The sequence below is a fragment of the Ruegeria marisrubri genome, assembly GCF_001507595.1.
GTDB lineage: Bacteria > Pseudomonadota > Alphaproteobacteria > Rhodobacterales > Rhodobacteraceae > Ruegeria > Ruegeria marisrubri.
In genome coordinates, this window is the sequence record NZ_LQBQ01000012.1 from 698,791 (window position 1) to 720,871 (window position 22,081).

A 22,081-nucleotide genomic window follows, 5' to 3' on the forward strand; every position below is an offset into this window, starting at 1 on the left:
AACCTGCGGGGGTTTTGCTTCATTTTGCGCCGGAAAAACAACCCCGGGCCTCAGCGGAGCGCGACATGACCTCTACCATCCTCCCAGAATCACAGGAACAACCGCAGACCAAGTTCAAACGGGTCATGCTCAAGATCTCGGGCGAGGCCTTGATGGGCGATCAGGGATTCGGCCTGCACCCGCCGACCGTCCAGCGGATCGCCGAAGAAGTGAAGTCGGTGCATGACCTCGGCGTCGAGATCTGCATGGTGATCGGAGGCGGCAACATCTTTCGCGGCCTGTCCGGTTCGGCGCAGGGGATGGAGCGCACCACGGCCGACTACATGGGGATGCTGGCCACGGTCATGAACGCGCTGGCCATGCAGTCGGCGCTGGAGGGGATGGGGGTGTTCACCCGCGTGATCTCGGCCATTCCGATGGACCAGGTGTGCGAGCCCTATATCCGCCGCCGCGCGGTCCGGCACCTGGAGAAAAAGCGGGTCTGCATTTTCGCCGCCGGCACCGGCAACCCGTATTTCACCACCGACACCGCCGCGACGCTGCGCGCCAACGAGATGGGCTGCGAGGCGATCTTCAAGGGCACCAAGGTGGATGGCGTCTATGACAAGGACCCGGTCAAGTTCCCCGACGCCAAACGCTATGACACGGTCAGCTATGACGACGTTCTGGCCAAGCGCCTGGGCGTGATGGACGCCTCGGCCATCGCGCTGGCGCGCGACAACAACCTGCCGATCATCGTGTTCTCGCTGGATGAACCGGGCGGATTCCGCGGCATTCTGGCGGGCGAGGGAACCTATACCAAGGTTCAGGGCTGATATCGCCGTCGAACGGAAAGTCGTGGGCCGGGGCGGAAAACCCCGGCCTTTTTCGTGTGAATCTGTTAGATTGCGGGATGGGGCAGGTTGGCGGAAACCGTCGATTTCGTCGGTTTCAGGGGGCATTCGGTCTCATTTGCCGCGCAAAGGGGGCAGATGCTGGTCGATTAGGAGGGGCACAAAACAACAGGAGAAGAGGGATAATGTCCGACAGCACCGAAACCGACTATGAAGTCGGTCAGGACAATATCCAGATCATGGGTCTGGATATTCACAATCCGGTCTTTGCCGTATCCGGCCTGACCATCATCGCTTTCGTTTTCTTTTCGCTCGTGTTCCGCGAACAGGCCACCGAGTTCTTCGGCTGGCTGCGTCCGGCGCTGACCAGCAGGTTCGACTGGGTCTTCATGATCGCCTGCAACATCTTCGTGGTGTTCTCGCTGGTCCTGATCGTGACGCCCTATGGCTCGATCCGGTTGGGCGGGGCGGATGCCAAGCCGGACTACAGCTATGCCGGCTGGTTCTCGATGCTGTTTGCCGCGGGCATGGGCATCGGGCTGGTGTTCTGGGGCGTGGCCGAGCCGATCTCGCATTACGGATCGTCCATGGGCGGGATTGCCGTGGGCGAGGACGGTGTCCGCACCGACTGGGCGCCTTTGGGTGCGGCAGCCGGCGATCCGGCGACCTCGAAGGATCTGGCGATGGCCGCCACCATCTTCCACTGGGGCCTGCATCCCTGGGCGATCTACGCGGTGGTGGCGCTGGCGCTGGCCTTTTTCAGCTTCAACCGGGGGCTGCCGCTGACCATGCGCTCGGTCTTCTACCCGCTGTTCGGCGAGGCAACCTGGGGAACGCTGGGCCACATCATCGACGTGCTGGCGGTGTTCGCCACCATTTTCGGGCTGGCGACTTCGCTGGGGCTGGGCGCGACGCAGGCGCTGGCGGGTCTGAACTATCTGTTCGACGTTCCCGTTACCGACGGGATGAAGGTGCTGCTGATCGTGCTGATCACCGGCTTCGCCCTGGTTTCGGTCGTTGCCGGCCTGGACAAGGGCGTCAAGCGCCTGTCCGAGGCCAACATGATCCTGGCGGCGGCGCTGCTGATCCTGGTGCTGATCGTAGGCCCGACCGTCGCGATCCTGACGGGGTTCTTCACGGGCATCGTGGAATACGTCCGCGAACTGCCGGCGCTGTCCAACTGGATCGGGCGCGAGGACACCAACTTCATGCAGGGCTGGACCACCTTCTACTGGGCCTGGTGGATTTCCTGGTCGCCCTTCGTCGGCATGTTCATCGCCCGTATCTCGCGCGGTCGAACGGTGCGCGAATTCGTGACCTGCGTGATCCTGATCCCGACCGTCGTCGGTGCCCTGTGGATGAGCGTGTTCGGTGGCGCGGCGCTGGACCAGGTGATGTCGGGGGCCGGGCAGGCCGTGTCGGATGCCGCGCTTGAACTGAAGATGTTCAAGATGTTCGAGGCCTTTCCGATGACCGGCGTGCTGTCCTTCATCGGCATCATTCTGGTGGTGGTCTTCTTCGTCACCAGCTCGGACTCGGGCTCTCTGGTGATCGACACGATCACCGCCGGCGGCAAGACCGACGCCCCGACGGCGCAGCGCGTGTTCTGGTGCATCCTCGAAGGCGCCATCGCCATCGTGCTGCTGCTGGGCGGCGGGTTGGGCGCGTTGCAGGCCGCCGCCATCGCGACGGGCTTTCCCTTTGCGATCGTGCTGGTCCTGATGTGCGTGTCGATCTTCATCGGGCTGGCGCGCGAGAAACGCAGGGGCTGAGCCCGTTCGACACCAAACCGAAAGACCCCGGACAGGTTCCGGGGTCTTTTCATATCGTCTTGACCCCAAGCCGCGGGACCGGCTATCTGCCGGGGTCCCGCGCCACAAAACGGGCTTGCGGGGCTGCCGCCGTTCCCTCATTCCTTGTGCGGGGCCGCGGCTCGGCTGGAAGACCTGCCATGTTTTCGGACCTGTCCGGATCATGCGCGGGCAGCCATCCGAGCAGTGGAGCATGAATGAGGAGAAACGTGCGATGAGCACCTTGGACATTGATTTCGTTCGGGCCCAGTTTCCGGCTTTTTCCGAGCCTGCGCTGCAGGGGCAGGCCTTTTTCGAGAATGCGGGCGGGTCCTATACCTGCAAGCCGGTGATCGACCGACTGATGCGCTTCTACACCCAGCGCAAGGTGCAGCCCTATGCGCCCTACGAGGCAAGCCGCCTTGCGGGGGAAGAGATGGACGAGGCCCGCGCGCGGATGGCCGCGCTGTTGGGGGTCGAGACCGACGAACTGAGCTTTGGCCCCTCGACCACGCAGAACACCTATGTTCTGGCGCAGGCCTTCCGCCAGTGGTTGAAGCCCGGCGAGGCCATCATCGTCACCGATCAGGACCACGAGGCCAATTCCGGCCCCTGGCGGCGGCTGGCAGATGACGGGATCGAGATCCGCGAGTGGACGATCGACCCGGATACCGGCTCGCTGAACCCGTTGGATCTGGAAAACCTGCTGGACGAAAAGGTCCGGCTGGTGTGTTTCCCGCATTGCTCGAACGTGGTGGGCGAGATCAACCCGGTGACCGAGATCACCGCCATCGCCCATGCCGCCGGGGCCTTCGTCTGCGTGGACGGGGTGTCCTATGCGCCGCACGGGTTCCCCAATGTCGGCGACCTCGGCCCGGATATCTACCTGTTCTCTTCCTACAAGACCTACGGGCCGCATCAGGGCTGCATGGTCATCCGCCGCAGCCTTGGCGAGTTGCTGCCCAATCAGGCGCATTTCTTCAACGGCGATGTGCTCTACAAGCGGTTCACGCCCGCCGGGCCGGATCATGCGCAGGTGGCGGCCTGTGCCGGGATGGCGGATTATGTCGATCTGCTGTGTGAACACCACGGTGGCCCCGCGGCGGACGCGGCCGGGCGGGGCGCTTTCGTGCACGATCTGATGCGGGCGCATGAGGTGGAGTTGCTTCATCCCTTGCTGGATGCGGTCAAGGACCGGAACGCGGTTCGGCTGATCGGCCCGGCGGATGCGGGCAGGCGCGCGCCGACGGTGGCTCTGTCCCTGAACCGGGCGTCCGAGCCGGTTGCCGCGGAACTGGCCGAGCATGGGATCATGGCGGGCGGCGGCGATTTCTACGCCGTGCGTCCCTTGCAGGCGATGGGGGTCGATCTGGACAAGGGTGTTCTGCGGCTGAGCTTCACGCATTACACCACGAAGGCCGAAATCGATCAGCTCATCGACGCGCTGGATCGGGTATTGTGATCTGCCTTCATCCCCGCTTCGTATCGTTTTCAACGGCATGAGGCGGGGATGAACGGCAAGACGGCTCCCATCATATTCTGGTTCAGGCGCGATCTGCGCCTGTCCGACCATCCGGGGTTTGCGGAGGCCGCGCGCTCAGGGCGGCCGGTCATTCCGGTATTCATCCGCGACGAACTGGTCGATGGGCTTGGCGCCGCGCCCAAGTGGCGGCTGGGGCAGGGTCTGGAGAGTTTGGCCGCTGATCTGGAGCGGCGCGGCAGCAAGCTGATTTTTCGCAGCGGGGATGCCTTGCAGGCCCTTCGTGCGTTGGTGGCCGAAACCGGGGCGGACACCGTCTGTTGGACCCGGGCCTATGACCCGGATTCGATCAGGCGGGATTCAGCGATCAAGGCCGCGCTGCGGGGGCAGGGCATCGAGGCGCGATCGCATTCGGGCCATCTTTTGTTCGAGCCTTGGACAGTGGCCAATAGATCGGGGCTGCCCTACAAGGTGTTTTCGCCGTTCTGGCGTGCCGTGCGCGGGCGCGAGGTCGCCGCGCCAGAGGCTGCGCCCAGCCGTCTGGCAGCGCCCGATGTCTTGCCGGCCTCCGAGGATTTGGGCAGTTGGGCGCTGGGTCGGGCCTTGCGGCGCGGGGCCGAGGTTGTACGCACTTTTGTGCGCCCCGGTGAAGCTGTCGCGCATGAAAAGCTGGAGAATTTTATTCACGAAAAGCTGCCCCGGTATCCGGAACTGCGCGATCGGCCAGATGTCGATGGCACTTCGGGCCTGTCGGAATACATGGCTCTGGGTGAAATTGGTCCGAGAACCGTCTGGCACACCGTCATGCGCGCGCTGCAATCCGGGGTGCCGGGGGCCGAGGCGTTCTTGCGTCAGTTGGCATGGCGCGAATTTTCCTATCACCTGATGTTCCATTCGCCGGTGCTTCTGACCGGAAACTGGAAACCCGAGTGGGATGGCTTTCCGTGGAGCGAAGATTCGGGCCAACCGCATGTGGTTGCGTGGAAACGGGCTAGGACGGGCGTTCCCATCGTGGATGCGGGCTTGCGCGAGATGTATGTGACCGGGCGGATGCACAACCGGGTGCGGATGCTTGCGGCAAGTTATCTGACCAAGCATCTGATGACGCACTGGAAAATCGGGATGGACTGGTTCGCCGACTGCCTGATCGACTGGGATCCGGCGGCCAATGCGATGGGGTGGCAGTGGGTCGCCGGATCGGGGCCGGATGCGGCACCCTATTTCCGGGTTTTCAACCCCGCGACGCAGGCGGAACGGTTCGACCCGGATGGTTCGTATCGTCGGCGCTGGGTTGCGGAAACTCAGGCTAAACCGCCGAAGACAGCCGAGGCTTATTTCCGGGCCGTACCGCGCAGGTGGGGGCTCTCGCCGCGGTCGGAATATCCGGATCCAATCGTCAGGCTCGATGACGGCCGCAGGGCCGCGCTGGCGGCCTATCAGGCGGGCAAGTCACGTGTAAGGAACTGAAAACTTGCCACAAACCAATTCAGCGCCTAGCCTACGTCTGATAGGCGCATTCGGGGAGAGCGGATGATCCTGACGTCAACGGAAGGGCAGGAAAACCTGCCACGGTATTTCGCCCAGGTCATGAAAATGCTTGGCGCGCTCGAGATGGGCCGTCTGGATATCGCCCTGCCTGACGGAAGGATCTTCCGTGCCGAGGGGCAGAAACCGGGGCCAGTGGCGCGGATCGACGTTCACGACCCCGACGTGTTTTCGCGGCTGGTGCGGGAGGGCGATCTTGGATTTTCCGACGCCTACTTGGAAGGCGAATGGAGCACGCCGGACCTTCGGGCCTTCATGGACTTTGTGCATAGGGGAAGCGACTCGGTTTACGATGGCTTTCCGGGGCAGTTCCTGCTGCGGGCTTATGAACGGTTGAGGTTCTGGCTGCATCGAAATCACCGCAAGCAGGCGAAAAAGAACATCTCCTACCACTACGATCTGGGCAATGATTTCTACGATCTCTGGCTGGATGACACGATGACCTATTCCAGCGCGCTGTTCGAGACCGGACAGGAAAGCCTGGAAAATGCCCAGACCGCGAAATATGCCAGTCTCATCGACCAGATGGAGGCCAAGCCCGGCGACCATATCCTTGAAATCGGCTGTGGATGGGGCGGGTTCGCGGAATATGCCGCCAAGGAGCGCGGGCTGCGCGTAACGGGGCTGACGATCAGTCAGGAGCAGTTCAACTATGCGACGCAGAGAATTGAAAAAGCTGGTCTTTCCGACCTTGCGAAGTTCAAGCTGCAGGATTATCGCGACGAGCGCGGCACCTATGACGGGATCGCGTCCATCGAGATGTTCGAGGCGGTCGGTCAGCAGTATTGGCCCGTCTATTTCGAAACGGTGCGCGAACGTCTGAAACCGGGGGCTCAGGCGACACTTCAGATCATCACCGTCGCCGACAGGCGGTGGGAGGTCTACAAGAGAGGCGTCGATTTCATCCAGAAATACATCTTTCCCGGCGGCATGTTGCCGTCGCCCACGGTTCTGCGGCAGCAGATCGAGTTGGCGGGGCTGGACGTCGTCCGCTCCAAGGAGTTCGGAAAGAGCTATGACCTGACCCTGCGCCGCTGGTACGAAACCTTCAACGACAAGTGGGACCAGATCGCCGACAAGGGCTTTGACGAGCGTTTCCGCCGCATGTGGAATTTTTATCTGACGGCGTGCGGTGCAGCCTTTGACACCGGCAACTGTGATGTGACACAGATTACAGTCGCCAGACCAAGGTGACGCCACATGATCCCAATGCCTACAGCCTACCGGTTGGTTGCCGCCTGTTGCCTCGCGGTGCTGGCCTTCATCGTTTCCAGCCAGGTCATCAACCTGAGCCCGGAAGGCACGAACTTCGGTTATTTCACCTATGTGAATATCGGGTTGGGAGTCATCTGCGGCTGGGTGGTCATGGGCAAGCGCACCGGGCGCGGCATCACCGCCGCGATCAACAACGGCCTGACGGGGATGGTGGCGCTGGTGTTCTGGGGTCTTTTCGTGCAGGGCACCAACGAGATGTTCAAGCTGGCCATGCGCCATCGCTATGACGGGCCGTTCGAAGCGGTTCTGGGCATTTTCCAGCTCGGCGTGGAGTATGGAAAAGTCCTTTTGGAGCCGCATATCATCTGGACCCTGCTCATCGGCGGCGTCGTATCCGGTCTGCTGACCGAGCTGGCCTGGCGCCGGTGGCGGTGAGTCTCGTCTCAATGATCTGAATGAAAGACCACATTTCGTGAGCAATCTGTTTTTCTACGGCACCTTGCGGCATGCGCCGCTTCTGGAACTCGTGCTGGGGCGCCCGGCCTCTGATATCGATGCGACACCGGCAGTATTGCAGGACCATGCGGTTCATGCAGTGCGCGAACAGGCTTTCCCGATGATCCTGAAGGCGCCGGGCGAACAGGCCGAAGGGATCCTGGTGCGTGGTCTGAGCGAGGAGGACATAGCGCGTCTGGAGTTCTACGAGGGCGGCTTTGACTATGATCTGGAGACGCGCTGGGTCGATCTGCCCGATGGGACGCGAGCCGAGGCCGAGGTTTTCTATCCCGAGGCCGGGCTGTGGCAGCCGGGCGATCGTTGGTCACTGGAGGCCTGGGCCGAGCAATGGGGCGAACTGACCCTGCTGGCTGCGGAAGAGGTCATGGCCTATTGCGGGCGTGTCGATGCCAAGCGGATCGCCCGTAGCTTCCCGGCGATCCGCATGCGGGCCTGGGCGCGTATCGCCGCCCGGTCACGGGTGACCGGCGATGCGCGCGATGTATCCCGAGATGTGATCGTCCATGATCGAAGACATGCCTATGTCGACTATTTCGGGATGGATGAGATCGACTTGCAATATCGCCAGCACGACGGATCCATGGGGCCGGTTCTGAGGCGCAACGGTCTGATGACTGGGCAGGCGGTGATCGTTCTGCCTTATGATCCGGTGCGTGACACGGTGCTGCTGATCGAGCAGTTCCGCGCGCCGGTCTACCTGATTGGTGACCCCGAACCCTGGATGTGGGAAGCGGTGGCCGGCATGATCGATCCCGGGGAAACGCCGGAAACAACCGCGCACCGCGAGGCCATGGAAGAGGCCCATATCGAGCTGAAGGGGCTCGAATACGCAGGGGGAGCCTATTCGTCCTGCGGTTCCTCCACCGAGTATGACCATCTCTATGTCGGGCTGGCTGATCTGTCCAGGACCGTGAACAATGGCGGAGTCGACAGGGAGGGCGAGGACATACGCAGCCATATCCTGCCATTTGCCGAGTTCATGCAATGGGTGGAAGACCACAGGATCAAGAGCCTGCAACTGCTGTCGCTGGCGCATTGGCTGGCGCGGCACCGCGACCGGCTGCGCGGGCAGGGTTGATCCGCATCGGGTTTGCCATGACCGCTTGTGGTCGCGTCGGGCCGACTGTAAATCTGAACACTGAACGAATATTGAGAGGGCACCATGCGCATTGCACGCGATCTGGCGGACGCCGTTGGCAAAACACCTCTGATCCGGCTGCGCCGCGTCAGCGAGGAAACCGGATGTGAAATCCTCGGCAAGGCCGAATTCATGAATCCGGGGCAATCGGTCAAGGATCGGGCGGCGCTGTACATCATCAGGGATGCCGTCGCGCGCGGCCAGCTCAAGCCGGGCGGAACCATCGTCGAGGGAACCGCGGGCAACACCGGAATCGGTCTGGCGCTGGTCGGCGCCTCGATGGGCTTCAAGACCGTTATCGTGATTCCCGAAACGCAGTCGGAAGAGAAAAAGGACATGCTGCGGCTGGCGGGCGCGCAGCTGGTCCAGGTGCCGGCGGCACCATACCGCAACCCCAACAACTTCGTCCACTATTCGCGCCGCTTGGCCGAGGAACTGGCCAAGACGGAGCCGAACGGCGCGATCTGGGCCAACCAGTTCGACAATGTGGCCAACCGTCAGGCGCATGTGGAGACCACCGGTCCCGAAATCTGGGAGCAGACCGAAGGCAAGGTTGACGGGTTCATCTGCGCCGTGGGCTCGGGCGGGACGCTGGCCGGCGTGTCCGAGGCACTCAAACCCAAGGGCGTCAAGATCGGCCTGGCCGATCCGATGGGGGCCGCGCTCTATTCCTACTACACCACCGGCGAACTGGCGATGGAGGGCGGCTCGATCGCCGAAGGGATCGGTCAGGTGCGTATCACCAAGAACCTCGAAGGATTCCGGCCGGATTTCGCCTGTCAGATTTCCGACAACGAGGCGCTGCCCTATATCTTCAACCTGCTGCGCGAGGAGGGGCTGGTCATGGGGGGATCGACCGCGATCAACATCGCCGGTGCCGTTCGCATGGCCAGGGAGATGGGGCCGGGACATACGATCGTTACCGTCCTGTGCGACTATGGAACCCGCTATCAGTCCAAGCTGTTCAACCCCGAATTCCTGCGTGAAAAAGAGCTGCCCGTGCCGGACTGGATGACCGAAGCACCACGCAGCATTCCCGGCGTGTTCGAGGACGTGTAATGCGCGGCCTGGGCCGCTACCTGTTCGCGCTTGTTGCAGCGCTGCTGTTGAGTTTTGGCAGCGGCGCCCAGGCGCAACTGTCGGAAGAACAGACCGAGTTTTACAAGGAATGGCTTGCGACCGCCGAGCGGGCCGAGGAGGTGGTCGAGGCCGATCGGGCTTCGAACGCGGCGTTCGAGGCTTTGCGGTCAGAGATTGCGGGCTATCGCGATGTCTTCAACAAGACGCGGACAGCCAACGGCGAACGGATCAAGACGCTGGAAAGCCAGCTGAACGCCTTGGGGCCAAAGCCCGAAGACGGAGCCGAAGAACCCGAGGACATAGCGGCGTTGCGCGCGCATCTGGAAGGGGAACTGGACAGGCTGCGCGTGCCCCGGATCATTTCCGAAGAGGCGTATTTCAGGGCTACTGGCCTGATCAGCGAGATCGACAACATCATCCGTGAAAGACAGGCCCAGGAACTGCTGCAGCGCGGTCCGTCACCTCTGAACCCACGCTACTGGCCAAGGGCCTTGGAGGACATAAGGGAGGCCGGCCACTCACTGGCAAACGAGATTCGGGCCAACTTCAAAACGGCGGTTGTTCACGAAAAGATTCAAAATAACGCTCCGGCGATTTTCGTGCTTGTCGTGGTGGGCTTTGTCCTGATCTGGCGGGGCAAGCGGTGGTCTGAACGGGCCGGCGACTATCTGCGTTCGCTGGGCGGCAACGGCACGGGTGTATGGACCTTCATCGTTTCCCTTTTCCGTATCCTGCTGCCTTGGGCGGGCGTTCTGGCGCTGACCCATGCGGTGAACCTGACCGGGGTCCTGGGGCTGAGGGGAACGCTTTTGCTGCAGCAGATACCGCTTTGGGCCGCGGCAATTTTCTATTTCGACTGGATCGGTCGCCAATTGTACGTGGCGAGCGCCATGAACCGCTTTCAACGGTTTTCCACCGCCCAGATATCCGAGATGCGGATTCACATCGATCTGCTGGCCGTCATGCTGGTGCTGCATGGGATGGCCCAGCAGTTCGAGCAGATCGAGAACGTCTCGGACGCAACGCGCGCGGTCGTGGGCTTCCCGATCATCGTGGCGACAGCCGTCCTGCTGCTGAGAATACGACAGATCCGAGGGCGTGATGATCTTGGGGAGGACCAGGACGGTACGTCCTCTGCTCGCTCTGCAGGGTTCAGCCAGATCGTCGAGATCATCCGGCGTGGGCTGTTGTTCCTTGCGTTCGGGGCACCGGTTCTGGCAGCTTTCGGGTTTTCCAACGCGGCCGAAGCGATCATCTTTCCTACGGTCAAAACTCTCGCCCTCATTGCTGCGCTCATCATCTTCCAGGGCTTTCTCAGCAGCGTCTACGGCTGGATAACAGGCAAGGGTGAGGCTGCGCAGGACTCGTTGTTCAATGTGCTGGTCGGTTTTGTCCTCGCTCTGTTCTCGATCCCGATCATCGCCATCTACTGGGGCGCCCGCGAAGCGAACCTGCGCGAATTCTGGTCGAAGATCCTGGAGGGGTTCCAGATCGGCGGAGTCACCATTTCGCCGACCAATTTCTTCACCTTCGTAATCATCTTCCTCGTCGGATACGGCGCGACCAAGGTGTTCCAGAGCAGTTTGCGCGGCTCGCTGCTGCCCAAGACCAAGCTCGACCCCGGCGCGCAAAACGCCATCGTGGCCGGGACGGGATATGTCGGTATCTTCATCGCGGCCCTGATTGCCATCACGCTGGCGGGGTTTGACCTTTCGTCGCTGGCCATCGTCGCCGGTGCTCTGTCGGTCGGCATCGGCTTTGGCCTGCAGACCATCGTTTCCAACTTCGTGTCGGGCATCATCCTGCTGATCGAGCGGCCGATTTCGAAAGGCGACTGGATCGATGTGAACGGCATGATGGGCTATGTCCGTGACATTTCGGTGCGCTCGACCCGGATCGAAACCTTCGACCGGACCGACGTGATCGTGCCGAACTCGGACCTGATCAGCGGGGTGGTGACCAACTACACCCGCGGCAACACGGTGGGCCGCGTGATCGTGCCGGTCGGCGTGGCGTATGGAACCGACACCCGCAAGGTCGAGACTATTCTGCGAGAGATCGCCAATGCGCATCCTATGGTTCTGGCGAACCCGGCACCGTCCATCGTGTTCCAGGGGTTCGGCGCGGATTCGCTGGATTTCGAGATCCGGGCGATCCTGCGCGACGTGAACTGGGTGTTGTCGGTGAAGTCGGACATGAACCACGAGATCAACCGACGCTTTGCCGAAGAGGGCATCGAGATTCCCTTTGCGCAGCGAGATGTATGGCTGCGCAACCCTGAAACCTTGACGGGCGCCATGGTTGCGCCTGAAACGCAAAAGGCGCCGCCGGTGTCCGAGCCGGGCCGCGCGTCGTCGGAGCCGGCTGCGATGACCGAAGCGGATCTGGACGCCGATGGAGGCGGGGATGGAGACGGCCGATGAGCACTGACATGCTGTTCCGGGAGAATGCCTATCTGCGCGTGTCCGAGGCCACCGTGACTGGCCACACTGATGAGGGCGGCGTGATCCTCGACCGCAGCCTGTTCTACCCGACCGGTGGCGGGCAGCCCGGCGACAGCGGCCGGCTGGAGTGGTCCGGTGGTGAGATGTCGGTGGCGACGGCGGTCAAGGGGCAGGGTGCTGAGATCGTTCTGGTCCCGGCCGAAGGGAGCAGCCTGCCACCGGTCGGCGCACCCGTGACGCAGCATCTGGACTCGGATCGCCGCTATCGTCACATGCGGGTCCATACCGCCTTGCACCTGCTGTCCGTTGTCCTGCCGTTCGAGGTATCCGGCGGCGCGATTGGCGCGGAAAAGGGACGGCTTGATTTCAACATGCCCGAGGCGCCGCAGGACAAGGAGGCGCTGCGACAGCAGCTGCAGGCCTTGATTGATCAGGACCTTCCCGTGACCGAGGACTGGATCACCGACGAGGAACTGGACGCCAATCCCGGTCTGGTCAAGACGATGTCGGTTTCGCCGCCCCGGGGCTCGGGCCGCGTGCGGCTGATCAGAATCGGGGAGGGGCCGGATCAGATCGACCTGCAACCCTGCGGCGGCACCCATGTGGCCCGCACGGGCGAGATCGGGCCTATCCGTCTGGGAAAGATCGAGAAAAAGGGCAAGCAGAACCGCCGGGTCTATTTGCATCTGGATCGTTGATTGGATGCAAACACCCCTTGCAAATCCCGATCTGTTGGTCCAAATATCCCCGGCACGGAGAGGTGGCCGAGTGGTCGAAGGCGCACGCCTGGAAAGTGTGTAGGCGGGAAACCGTCTCCAGGGTTCGAATCCCTGTCTCTCCGCCACCCACCTAAATTATTAATATTAATAAGAAAAACACCGGATTTTCGGTCGATTTTTCCGTGCCTTACGTCTCCACCGCCCATTCAGAGACTCACCTGAGAGACCGTTTCGCCAGCAATGGCGCGATGGGTCTCTGGGGAGCGCATCGACCGGTTCGGTTTTGGCCGGAATTTCCCTGCGTGCAGGGAATTTGCAGGGAATTTTTCAGATTTTGCCTCGAATTGACGCTTTCGGCCCTGATTTGATGATCTGAATCAGTACGTTACAGACGAGTTCCCTGCTGCCGCAGCAGGGAACATGCAGGGAATTCCGATGTCGAATGGACCCGGACACGGTGCCGGAATAGCGGCTCGGCCCGACCCGCCGCTCAGATCCCGTAGAGTCGTTCCTGGTCCTGCCAATTGAGGGGGATCGGGCGCTGCAGGATCCGGTGCAGGGTGAGCTCTGGCGGCAGCGTACCGTCGCAGATGGCGCGCTGGAGCTTCGGGGAGAGGAAGGCGAGGGGCGCGCGGGTCCGGATGAAGGCATCATGATGTCCGGCCTTGTGTGCGATTGCGGCGAGCGGGGTTCCGTTGCGCAGCGCTGTGATCCATCGATGCGCGCCAGATAGCGTGCGCAGCAGCACCGGATCGGGTTCGGGAATGGGGGTGCCTGCCAGCAGCTTCGCTTCGACACCGCGGCGGCGCAGATGAACCGGCGCCGAGAGGTCTAATAGGTCCGGAGAAAGGTCGCTGGCGGGGAGATGCAACACTTCGGACAGGATGGCGGCATCGAGCATTAGCAGGATCTCCCTCGGCGCGATGGTGCCACTGACAAGGATGCGGCGGAGCAAGTCAGGTTCGGCAAACATGGCCGTAGCCGTTCCAACGTCTGGACCTATCCTGGCGCGACAGGTGGGCGGGGGGACGATGACGACGACTTCCATGTGCATCCGACTGTCAAGCCGATCCGGCTGGTCATGGATGCACTTCTCGATGTGACCGGCCCCGGTAATCTGGTGGTCGATCCCTTTCTCGGCTCAGGGACGACGCTGCTTGCAGCCGAGCGCACGTGCCGGCGCTGCATTGGGGTCGAGATCGAGCCGGCCTACGTCGATCTCGCAATCCGGCGCTGGCAGGCGATGACAGGCGGGCAGGCCATACATGCCGAGACTGGCGAGCGCTTCGATGACCGAGCCGCGCGAACCCGTGCAGGTCAAACTCCTGACGAACAACATTCACCGGAGGACTTCTGATGAGCAGTTCGAACAAAGGCAAGAAGGACTACGACATCGGCTACGGCAAGCCCCCGAAACACACACAGTGGCAGAAGGGGCAGTCCGGGAACCCAAATGGGAAGAAGAAGGGTAAGGGGCTCGCCCAGTACCTCCTGGAAGCCGGCGAGGAGGAAAAGGCTTTCCTAGTGGACGGCAAGGAAGTCGTCATGCCGGTGAATGCGGCGCTCGCGAAACAGATCTACGCGGACGCGATCAAAGGCAAGCACCAATCGGCCAAGCTTGCCTTCGATGCCCAGAAAGCGCTGGCCGGCGACGTTCCGTCCTTGGAGGCAGTACTTGTGGGGCCAGAAGAGTTCGAAGTCGCGCGTGGTCATGCCGATTGGCTGAAGCTCATCGAAGATGCCTTCGGTGAAGCCGGGGAGGACGACGACGATGAATGACCTGACACCCCGACAGTTTTTTGCTGCCAATATGGCAGCCTTGCTACGCGACAACCTGCACGCCTATGTCCACCGCGCGTTTCTCGAACTCTACCCCGGCATCGCTTTTTTACCGGCCTTCTACATCCGCGCCATCTGTCATCAGCTCGAACGCGTGGAGCGGGGCGAGGTTCGTCGCCTTCTCATCATTCTGCCACCCCGGCACCTGAAATCGCACTGTGCCAGCGTGGCCTTCTCGACCTGGTTTCTGGCCCGGAACCCTTCGATGACGGTGGTCGGGGCAAGCTACAATGCGGACCTCGCCCAGACATTCAGCGCACTGGCGCGCCGGATCCTGGAGGCGCCCTGGCATCGCGCGGCGTTTCCACATCTTCTGCTGGACCCTCGAAAGGCCTCGGCCGAAGAACTGCGGATACGAAACTTTGGCGGCCGCAGGATCGCGACGTCGGTGGGGGGCACCTTTACAGGCAAGGGGACCAACCTCACCATCATCGATGATCCGATCAAGGCCGATGATGCCTTCTCGGAGGCAAGGCGGGACGATGTGTTCAACTGGATCACTTCGACGGTTATCAGCCGCTTTGACGATCCAAAGCGGGGTGCGATGGTCGTGGTCGCTCAGCGCCTGCACGTTGATGATCTTCCGGGGCGGTTGATGGAAGCAGGCGGTTGGGAGGTTCTTCAGCTTCCGGCAATTGCGCCGGTAGCATCCGAAATAGGCATCGGCTCCGGGCTGGTCTGGAATCGAGAACGCAACGAACTTCTCCATCCCGAAAGGATTGATGAAGGGACACTGGAACAGATCCGCAAGGAACTCGGAGATTTTGCGTTTAAGGCGCAGTACCAGCAGCAACCAGCGCCCACGGATGGGCATATCATCCGCACTGAACGCTTTGGCACCTACAATAAGCCCTTGCCGCGTCATCATTTTGAAGCTGTGGTTCAGAGTTGGGATCTCGCCGTCGTTCCTGGCAACACTAATGACTACACGGTTTGCACGACCTTCCGAGCGTGGATCCCGCCGACATCGAAATTTCAGTCAAGGACAATGTCCTGACGATTTCGGGCGAACGCAAGATGCCAGAAGTGCCCGAAGGTGCGCGCTGGCACCGCAACGAGCGGGAATACGGCAAATTCACCCGAGCGATCCGGCTGCCGTTCCAGGCCTCTGACGACAAGGTCGAGGCGCGGATGGCAAACGGTGTGCTGAGGATCGCTGTCGGCCGCCCCGAAGAGGACCTGCCGAAAAGAATCGAGATCAAGGCCGCGTAAGAGGAGGACGGATCATGAACACCGAAGTCACTCAAACCGCCGACAAGACCCCGGCCGAGACGCCGGAAACCACGACGGGTGGCCGCATCTACAGGCCGCTCACCGATATCGTCGAAACCGACGAGGGCGTGACCCTGATGCTCGAAATGCCCGGCGTTGCGGCAGAGGATGTGGATGTCACGCTTGAAAAGCGCGTTCTGACGATCCGAGGCAAGGTGCATCCCGCCCATCCCGAAAAGCTGCAACTGGCCTATGCCGAGTACGGCGAAGGCGATTTCGAGCGGGCTTTCACACTTTCCGACGACTTCGATCCCGAAAAGATCGGCGCGTCGGTCGCGAATGGTGTGCTGACCGTGACGCTGCCCCGCGCGGAACAGGCTCAGCCCAAGAAGATTACTGTGACGGCTTCGTGATTGGCGCCGTCCGACCGTTTCGAACAAAGGAGGACTGACAATGCAGATCAAGGACCTGATTCCCTGGGCTCGCAAGGATCAAGCGCCAGAGCCCAAGACGGATGACAACAACCCGATCGCAACGCTCCAGCGCGACATGAACCGCGTGTTCGAAAACTTCTGGAACCGCGTGGGCGACTTGGACTGGCCCTGGAGCGGAGATGCGAAATCCGACGTCGTCGAGACCGAGGGTGCGGTCGAAGTGTCGATCGAACTGCCCGGGATGGATATGAAGGATATCGAGGTCACGGTGACCGACGACATGCTGACCATCAAGGGCGAGAAAAAGATCGAGCGGCAGGAGGAAAAGAAGGGCTACTACCTGTCCGAACGCAGCTATGGTGCGGTGTATCGCACGATCCCGCTTCCTCCGGGCGTTGACGGCGAAAAGGCCGAGGCCAGCTTCAAGAACGGCGTTTTGACGATCAGGCTGCCGCAGACGCCCGAAGCTCAGGCCAAGGTCAAGCGCATCGAGGTGAAAAACGCCTGATCATCGGTCTCCCGCGCCGCGAGCGCCCGCCTCGCGGCGCCATCTTCGCAAGGAGGTTTCCCATGATTGGCCGAGTGGTTCTTGTCTTGCTCATGGCGCTCGGGGTTGCGAGCGGTCCGGCCGGCGCCCAGTTCGCAGCCGCGGAGGCTGACGCGCGTGGCATACCCACGATCGCGCCGCTGATCGACGCAATCGACGACGCCGTCGTGAACATTTCGGTGGTTTCGGAGCGGCCGGCACAGTTGACGCCGTTGTTCCGCGACCCGTTCTTTCAGCCTTTCCTGCCACCGCTGGAACAGCTGCCGCCACAACGGCAGATGAGCGCCGGTTCCGGCGTCATAGTGGACGCGGAGGAAGGCTACGTTCTGACCAACAATCACGTGGTCGAGAACGCGGATGAAATCAGAATAACCCTGCGGGACAACCGCAAGTTCGAGGCCGAATTGATCGGACGGGATCCGGCGACCGACATCGCCGTGCTGCAGATCGAGGCGGATGACCTGACCGACATACCGCTGGGCGATTCCGACGACCTCCGCGTGGGCGACTTCGTCGTGGCCATTGGCAACCCCTTCGGTCTGGGGCAGACCGTGACCAGCGGGATCGTTTCGGCGTTGGGGCGTTCCGGTATCAACCCGGAAGGCTACGAGGACTTCATTCAGACGGACGCCTCGATCAATCCCGGCAACTCGGGCGGCGCGCTGGTCACGCTGGATGGTAGGCTCGTGGGCATCAACACCGCGATCATTGCGCCAAACGGCGGTGGCAATGTCGGCATCGGTTTTGCCGTGCCCATTGACATGGCCATGGCCGTCATGGAGCAACTCGTGGAGTTCGGCGAAGTCCAGCGAGGCCGCCTTGGAGTCATGATCCAGGATCTCACGCCGGATCTTGCCGCAGCGCTTGGCGTCGAAGCCGAAACCGGTGCGGTGGTGTCTTCCGTGGAACCCGACACACCGGCCGACGCCGCGGGGCTGGCTGCCGGTGATGTGATCGTTGCAGTTGACGATGAGGCGGTCGAAGGCTCGGCCGATCTGCGTCAGAAGATCGGGCTTCGACGTCCCGGTGAGGAAGTCCAAATTGCCTACCTGCGCGATCAAGAGAGACGGACCGCCGTGGTGCGGTTGGCAGATGCCGGTGGGCGGCATGCCACCGTGCGCGGTCGCGATAGTTCGGACGTTTTAGCCGGTGTCCGCCTCTCGCCGCTGGATCGGTCGCATCCGGCTTGGGGCGAGGTGGATGGCGTCGTCGTAACGGAGATCGCGCCAGGAAGCCGCGCCGCGCGGGCTGGACTGGAAGCGGGTGACGTGATCACCGCCGTCAACCGGAGGCCCGTGGACTCGATCCGCGACATAGACCGCGCGCTCGAAGAGGCCCCAGGCGCCGTCGCTCTGACGGTTTGGCGCGAAGGTCGGCTCATATTGGTGGTTCTGCGGACTTAAGTCCGGTTGCAACAAACATGGGCGCCTCCGAACCGAGTGAACTTCGGTTCGGAGTAGCCTTGCGATCGGGACTTGGACACTGCCAGCTTCCCTCATTCAGTCACTGCCCGCCGCCGACAGCCTCAGGCGCAGCTGTTTCTCCATTTCGATGATGGCGAAGAAGGCCAGGCCAACGCCGATGACGATGGCTCCGTCCAGCAGGGAAACGGGCCGTGTTTCGAACAGGCGGTGCATGAACGGCGCGTAGGTGAACAGCAACTGCCCCGCCACCACGATCACTAAGCAGATCCAGACCGCCTGGGTGCCGCGCACGGCTTCCCATGTCAGCGAGGTCGTGTGGAAGTTGCGGATAAAGAAAAGGTGGAAGATTTCGAGAACGATGAGCGTGTTGACGCAGAGCGTGCGGGCGAGTTGCAGATCATAGCCTCGGTCGAGCGCGTAGTTGTAGACACCGTAGGTTCCGACCACGAAAAGGATCGACACCAGCACCACATGCCAAACCAGCGTGCGGTCGAGCACCGGGGCGTCCACGGGCAGTGGAGGACGGCGCATGATGCCCGGTTCGGTGCGTTCGAAGGCGAGTGCCACCCCCAGCGAGCCGGCGGTCACGAGGTTGATCCAGAGAATCTGGATCGCCGAAAGGGGCATGGCAAAACCCCATAGTAGGGCGAGGATGACGACGGCGGCCTCGCCGGAATTGGTCGGCAGCGTCCAACTGATGACCTTCCGGATGTTTTCGAACACAGTCCGGCCTTCGCGCACCGCCGCCACGATCGATGCGAAATTGTCGTCTGTCAGCACCAGATCGGCGACCTCCTTGGCCGCGTCCGAACCGGTGATGCCCATCGCCACGCCGGCATTGGCGCGCTTGAGCGCCGGGGCGTCGTTCACTCCGTCTCCGGTCATGGCCACGATCTCTCCCTTCGCCTGAAGGGCGTTTACCAACCGAAGCTTGTGTTCCGGCGTGGCGCGCGCAAAGACGTTGGTCAGTGACGCCTCCTCGATCAGCTGCGCGTCGTCCAGAGCATCGATGTCGCGTCCGGTCAGCACCAGGGCGGGCGCATTGAGCCCGATCCGGGCAGCGATGGCTGCGGCGGTGGCAGCGTGGTCGCCCGTGATCATCTTGACCGAGATGCCGGCGCTTTGGCATTCGGCCACCGCCGCGGTTGCCTCGGAGCGCGGCGGGTCGATCAACCCGACCAGCCCGATGAAAATCAACCCTTCCTCAAGGGTCTTTTGCGACAGCGTCCGGGACTTTTCCACCGCACGACAAGCAAGCGCGATCACGCGCTGGCCTTCGGCGGCCATGCTGTCTGTTTGCGCATGCCAAAACGAAGGGTCGATCGGTTCGGAACTGCCAGCGGCTGCCATTTGTGTCTTGCACAGTGCAAGAATGGCCTCTGGCGCGCCCTTGACGTGCACCCTGGTCTCGCCGTCGGGCAGGCGGTCGAGCGTCGCCATGTAGCGGTATTCGGCGTCGAAAGGCATGACGGCGAGGCGTTCGAAATGGTCCCGGTCGCCGAGGCGACCGGCCTTTTCGGCGAGAACAAGCAGCGCCGCCTCCATGGGATCGCCGCTTGTTTCCCGGCCGGTCTGCCGGTCCAGAAAGGTGCTGTCGTTGCAAGCAAGCGCCGTTTCGACAAGAGCGGCGAACGCAGCATCGCCATCAAGGGTGGTGTCCGAAGAGGGCAGAATCTCGCCTGTCGGAAGGTAGCCGTCGCCCGTGACCTCATAGCGCGTCGCGGAGGTCCGCAGCGAGGCCACCATCATCTCGTTGCGGGTCAGCGTGCCCGTTTTGTCGGTGCAAATCACCGTCACCGCCCCCAACGTATCGATCGCCGGCAGACGGCGCACGATGGCGTGCCGCGAAGCCATCTTCCGCACGCCAACCGCAAGGGTGATGGTCAAGACGGCCGGCAGCCCTTCGGGTATTGCCGCCACCGCAAGGCCGACGACGGTCATGAACAGGGTCTCGAACGGATGGTTCTGAACGAAATAGCCGTAAACCAACAGCAACCCTGCGCCAAACAGGATCAGCGCCGTGATCCAACGCGCAAAGATATCCATCTTTCGCAAAAGCGGCGTTGTCAGTTCTTCGATCCCGCCGAGCAGGCGGCTGATCCGGCCGATCTCGGTTGACGCGCCGGTTGCCGTCACGACTGCGCGGGCTTGGCCAGCCACGACCAGAGTGCCGGCAAACAGCATTGATTGCCGCTCGCCCAAGGCCGCGTCCTCAGCCGCGGGCGCGGTGGTCTTTTCGACAGGCACCGACTCGCCTGTCAGGATGGCTTCCTGAGCCTTCAGCCTGTTGGCCTCGACCAGCCGGGCGTCGGCGGGAACCCGGTTGCCTGCCTCAAGCAGGATCATGTCTCCGGGGACGAGATCGGCCGCAGAGATGCGCCGACGCTGTCCGTCGCGCAGGACCGTGGCCATGGGCGCCAGCATCCGGTGCAGCGCCGCTATGGCGGCCTCGGCGCGCCCTTCCTGGACGAAGCCGATCGCGGCATTGACCAACACCACCGCAAGGATCACGCTGGTATCCACATAATGGGCCAGGCTGGCCGTGATCACCGCGGCGGCGATCAGGACATAGATCAAGAGATTGTGGAACTGCCTCAGAAACCGTCTGACTGGTCCGGCGCTCTGCGCGCCGGGCAGGGAGTTTTGCCCGAAACGGGACAGCCGGCGAGCAGCCTCCTGCTCGCTTAGCCCGTAGGGGTCGGAAGCCAACCTGGCCAGCACCGCCTCGGCCGGAAGTGCATGCCAGGCTTGATGCGTTGCTATCGGCATTGGCTGCTCGACCTTCCGGCCCGAATTCTGGAGGCTGCTTTTGTTCATTTCGGTCTTGGTCACTATGGCTCGGTTGCCGTTGTCGGTCCAATCGATACCGCTCTGAATGACCCGCCAGGCCGACGCGGGGTCCGAGGGTATGTTGCCGATGAAGAGGGGCGTCGGCAACAGGAAGTCGCCAAACATTGCGAAAAGCGCCGCCGCGGGGGAAAGCGAACCTCGGGCCCGAGGAGAACGGGCGTAAAAAAGACTTCTGTCTTGTAGATCTTCGGACACCGGCGAATCCGGTCTTGAGATCGTTCACGTCACGCTTCAGGTAAATAGCGTGTCAACAAATTCAAAATCGACGTAGTCGGTTCGCAAGGGTTCACCTTTGTCCTTGAAACCCACGATCTCGATCACGTCCCCGGCGGACAGCGCCACGCCGCTTATGGTGCGCTCGGCAAATGAGGACTGATCCGCAAATTTGCCGCCGGCATCGAGATCCCAGACAAAGCTGTCGATCTGGGTGCCGTTCACCAGAACGCTCATCTGCGACTGTCCGTCGGATTCATCGAAATGGCCGATAGTCAGATCGTAGATGCCGTCGCTCTGAGCGAAAGTGTAGGCCGCGCGCTGTTCGCCTGCGTTGCCGGCCTTCAGGAATTGACCATTGGACGCGTGGCCGTTGTTCTTCACGACAAAGCCGCTCAAGATGGTGAAGGTCTCCGCCTCGACCCGGAACGGATCTGATGGCGGTGGCGGTGGCGGCGAGGACAGATCGACCGTGAAGCCATCCAGCGTCGGGTCGGCGGCCACCGGGTTGCCGCTGGTGTCCAGCACCTCGCCCGCCGCGCCGTGCGCGGCGTGCCGTCGCTGGCGGTGTCGAGGCTGACGCCGGTCACCGAGAGCGCGCCGCCGGGTCCGGTGACGGTGATGTCGCCGACGTCGATGCTGGCGGTGTCGATGGCCACGTTGTCCGTGAAGGTGACGGTGACGTCGGTGGTCGTCGTTCCGACGTGGGCCGGTCCGATATCGGGGGCCGAGGCGGACTGGACCACGGGCGCGGTGCTGTCGCCGCTGTCGGCGGTGAAACTGGCGAGGGTCGGATCGGCGG

General features: G+C 62.3%; 20 protein-coding genes, 1 tRNA gene and 1 pseudogene. 19 read left to right on the top strand and 3 right to left on the bottom strand.

Annotated features, from left to right (window positions below; all coding sequences use genetic code 11):
* The first annotated feature begins 65 nt into the window (after positions 1 to 65).
* The 11 genes from pyrH to AVO45_RS10465 all read left to right on the top strand — a co-directional run bounded on the left by pyrH (position 66) and on the right by AVO45_RS10465 (position 12,885).
* Positions 66 to 815: a UMP kinase gene (gene pyrH / locus AVO45_RS10415; RefSeq protein WP_068346597.1), complete on the top strand. Its 750-nt coding sequence runs from the start codon at positions 66 to 68 to the stop codon at positions 813 to 815.
* Positions 816 to 1,018: 203 nt separating this feature from the next.
* Positions 1,019 to 2,605 carry a BCCT family transporter gene (locus tag AVO45_RS10420; protein ID WP_068346599.1) on the top strand — a complete coding sequence of 529 codons (1,587 nt, stop codon included), beginning with the start codon at positions 1,019 to 1,021 and terminating at the stop codon, positions 2,603 to 2,605.
* 253 nt (positions 2,606 to 2,858) lie between these two features.
* Positions 2,859 to 4,085: an aminotransferase class V-fold PLP-dependent enzyme gene (locus AVO45_RS10425; RefSeq protein WP_068346601.1), complete on the top strand. Its 1,227-nt coding sequence runs from the start codon at positions 2,859 to 2,861 to the stop codon at positions 4,083 to 4,085.
* Between the two features lie 48 nt (positions 4,086 to 4,133).
* Complete coding sequence (locus AVO45_RS10430; protein ID WP_068346603.1) at positions 4,134 to 5,570, top strand: cryptochrome/photolyase family protein; 1,437 nt, start codon at positions 4,134 to 4,136, stop codon at positions 5,568 to 5,570.
* Positions 5,571 to 5,633: 63 nt separating this feature from the next.
* Positions 5,634 to 6,842 carry an SAM-dependent methyltransferase gene (locus AVO45_RS10435; protein WP_068346605.1) on the top strand — a complete coding sequence of 403 codons (1,209 nt, stop codon included), beginning with the start codon at positions 5,634 to 5,636 and terminating at the stop codon, positions 6,840 to 6,842.
* A 15-nt stretch (positions 6,843 to 6,857) separates the two neighbouring features.
* Entirely contained in the window at positions 6,858 to 7,298 is a 441-nt protein-coding gene (locus AVO45_RS10440; RefSeq protein WP_068346607.1) for a TrgA family protein, read from the top strand.
* 37 nt (positions 7,299 to 7,335) lie between these two features.
* On the top strand, positions 7,336 to 8,457 hold the full coding sequence (locus AVO45_RS10445; RefSeq protein WP_068346609.1) for an NUDIX domain-containing protein: 1,122 nt from the start codon (positions 7,336 to 7,338) through the stop codon (positions 8,455 to 8,457).
* An 84-nt stretch (positions 8,458 to 8,541) separates the two neighbouring features.
* Complete coding sequence (locus AVO45_RS10450; protein WP_068346611.1) at positions 8,542 to 9,576, top strand: cysteine synthase A; 1,035 nt, start codon at positions 8,542 to 8,544, stop codon at positions 9,574 to 9,576.
* A complete protein-coding gene (locus AVO45_RS10455; protein WP_068346613.1) occupies positions 9,576 to 12,020 on the top strand; it encodes a DUF3772 domain-containing protein in 2,445 nt (814 codons plus the stop codon). Before AVO45_RS10450 ends, AVO45_RS10455 begins: the two co-directional genes overlap by 1 nt.
* Complete coding sequence (locus AVO45_RS10460) at positions 12,017 to 12,739, top strand: alanyl-tRNA editing protein (protein ID WP_068346615.1); 723 nt, start codon at positions 12,017 to 12,019, stop codon at positions 12,737 to 12,739. The genes AVO45_RS10455 and AVO45_RS10460 overlap by 4 nt, the downstream gene beginning before the upstream one ends.
* Before the next feature lie 56 nt (positions 12,740 to 12,795).
* A tRNA-Ser gene (locus tag AVO45_RS10465) sits at positions 12,796 to 12,885 on the top strand.
* 365 nt (positions 12,886 to 13,250) lie between these two features.
* Here the strand turns inward: AVO45_RS10465 and AVO45_RS10470 are convergent.
* A complete protein-coding gene (locus AVO45_RS10470) occupies positions 13,251 to 13,733 on the bottom strand; it encodes a hypothetical protein (RefSeq protein ID WP_157770136.1) in 483 nt (160 codons plus the stop codon).
* A gap of 27 nt (positions 13,734 to 13,760) precedes the next feature.
* On the opposite strand from AVO45_RS10470, the pseudogene AVO45_RS10475 reads away from it, so the two are divergent.
* The 7 genes and pseudogenes from AVO45_RS10475 to AVO45_RS10505 all read left to right on the top strand — a co-directional run.
* Positions 13,761 to 14,117 (top strand): annotated as a pseudogene (locus AVO45_RS10475) (DNA methyltransferase); the annotation flags it as partial.
* Complete coding sequence (locus tag AVO45_RS10480) at positions 14,117 to 14,539, top strand: DUF5681 domain-containing protein (protein WP_068346627.1); 423 nt, start codon at positions 14,117 to 14,119, stop codon at positions 14,537 to 14,539. The pseudogene AVO45_RS10475 and the gene AVO45_RS10480, both read left to right, overlap by 1 nt.
* Complete coding sequence (locus tag AVO45_RS10485) at positions 14,532 to 15,596, top strand: hypothetical protein (RefSeq protein WP_068346629.1); 1,065 nt, start codon at positions 14,532 to 14,534, stop codon at positions 15,594 to 15,596. Before AVO45_RS10480 ends, AVO45_RS10485 begins: the two co-directional genes overlap by 8 nt.
* Positions 15,551 to 15,811 carry an Hsp20/alpha crystallin family protein gene (locus tag AVO45_RS10490; RefSeq protein WP_240482110.1) on the top strand — a complete coding sequence of 87 codons (261 nt, stop codon included), beginning with the start codon at positions 15,551 to 15,553 and terminating at the stop codon, positions 15,809 to 15,811. The genes AVO45_RS10485 and AVO45_RS10490 overlap by 46 nt, the downstream gene beginning before the upstream one ends.
* A 14-nt stretch (positions 15,812 to 15,825) precedes the next feature.
* Entirely contained in the window at positions 15,826 to 16,224 is a 399-nt protein-coding gene (locus AVO45_RS10495) for an Hsp20/alpha crystallin family protein (RefSeq protein ID WP_068346631.1), read from the top strand.
* Positions 16,225 to 16,264: 40 nt separating this feature from the next.
* Positions 16,265 to 16,753: an Hsp20/alpha crystallin family protein gene (locus tag AVO45_RS10500; RefSeq protein ID WP_068346633.1), complete on the top strand. Its 489-nt coding sequence runs from the start codon at positions 16,265 to 16,267 to the stop codon at positions 16,751 to 16,753.
* 62 nt (positions 16,754 to 16,815) lie between these two features.
* Positions 16,816 to 18,195 carry a Do family serine endopeptidase gene (locus tag AVO45_RS10505; protein WP_068346634.1) on the top strand — a complete coding sequence of 460 codons (1,380 nt, stop codon included), beginning with the start codon at positions 16,816 to 16,818 and terminating at the stop codon, positions 18,193 to 18,195.
* Positions 18,196 to 18,291: 96 nt separating this feature from the next.
* On the opposite strand, the gene AVO45_RS10510 is transcribed toward AVO45_RS10505, so the two are convergent.
* On the bottom strand, positions 18,292 to 20,985 hold the full coding sequence (locus tag AVO45_RS10510; protein WP_068346761.1) for a cation-translocating P-type ATPase: 2,694 nt from the start codon (positions 20,983 to 20,985) through the stop codon (positions 18,292 to 18,294).
* 312 nt (positions 20,986 to 21,297) lie between these two features.
* Entirely contained in the window at positions 21,298 to 21,807 is a 510-nt protein-coding gene (locus AVO45_RS10515; RefSeq protein ID WP_068346636.1) for a hypothetical protein, read from the bottom strand.
* Between the two features lie 39 nt (positions 21,808 to 21,846).
* On the opposite strand from AVO45_RS10515, the gene AVO45_RS10520 reads away from it, so the two are divergent.
* Positions 21,847 to 22,081 (top strand): hypothetical protein (locus AVO45_RS10520; protein WP_157770137.1); only part of this gene is annotated, 235 nt, incomplete at its 3' end.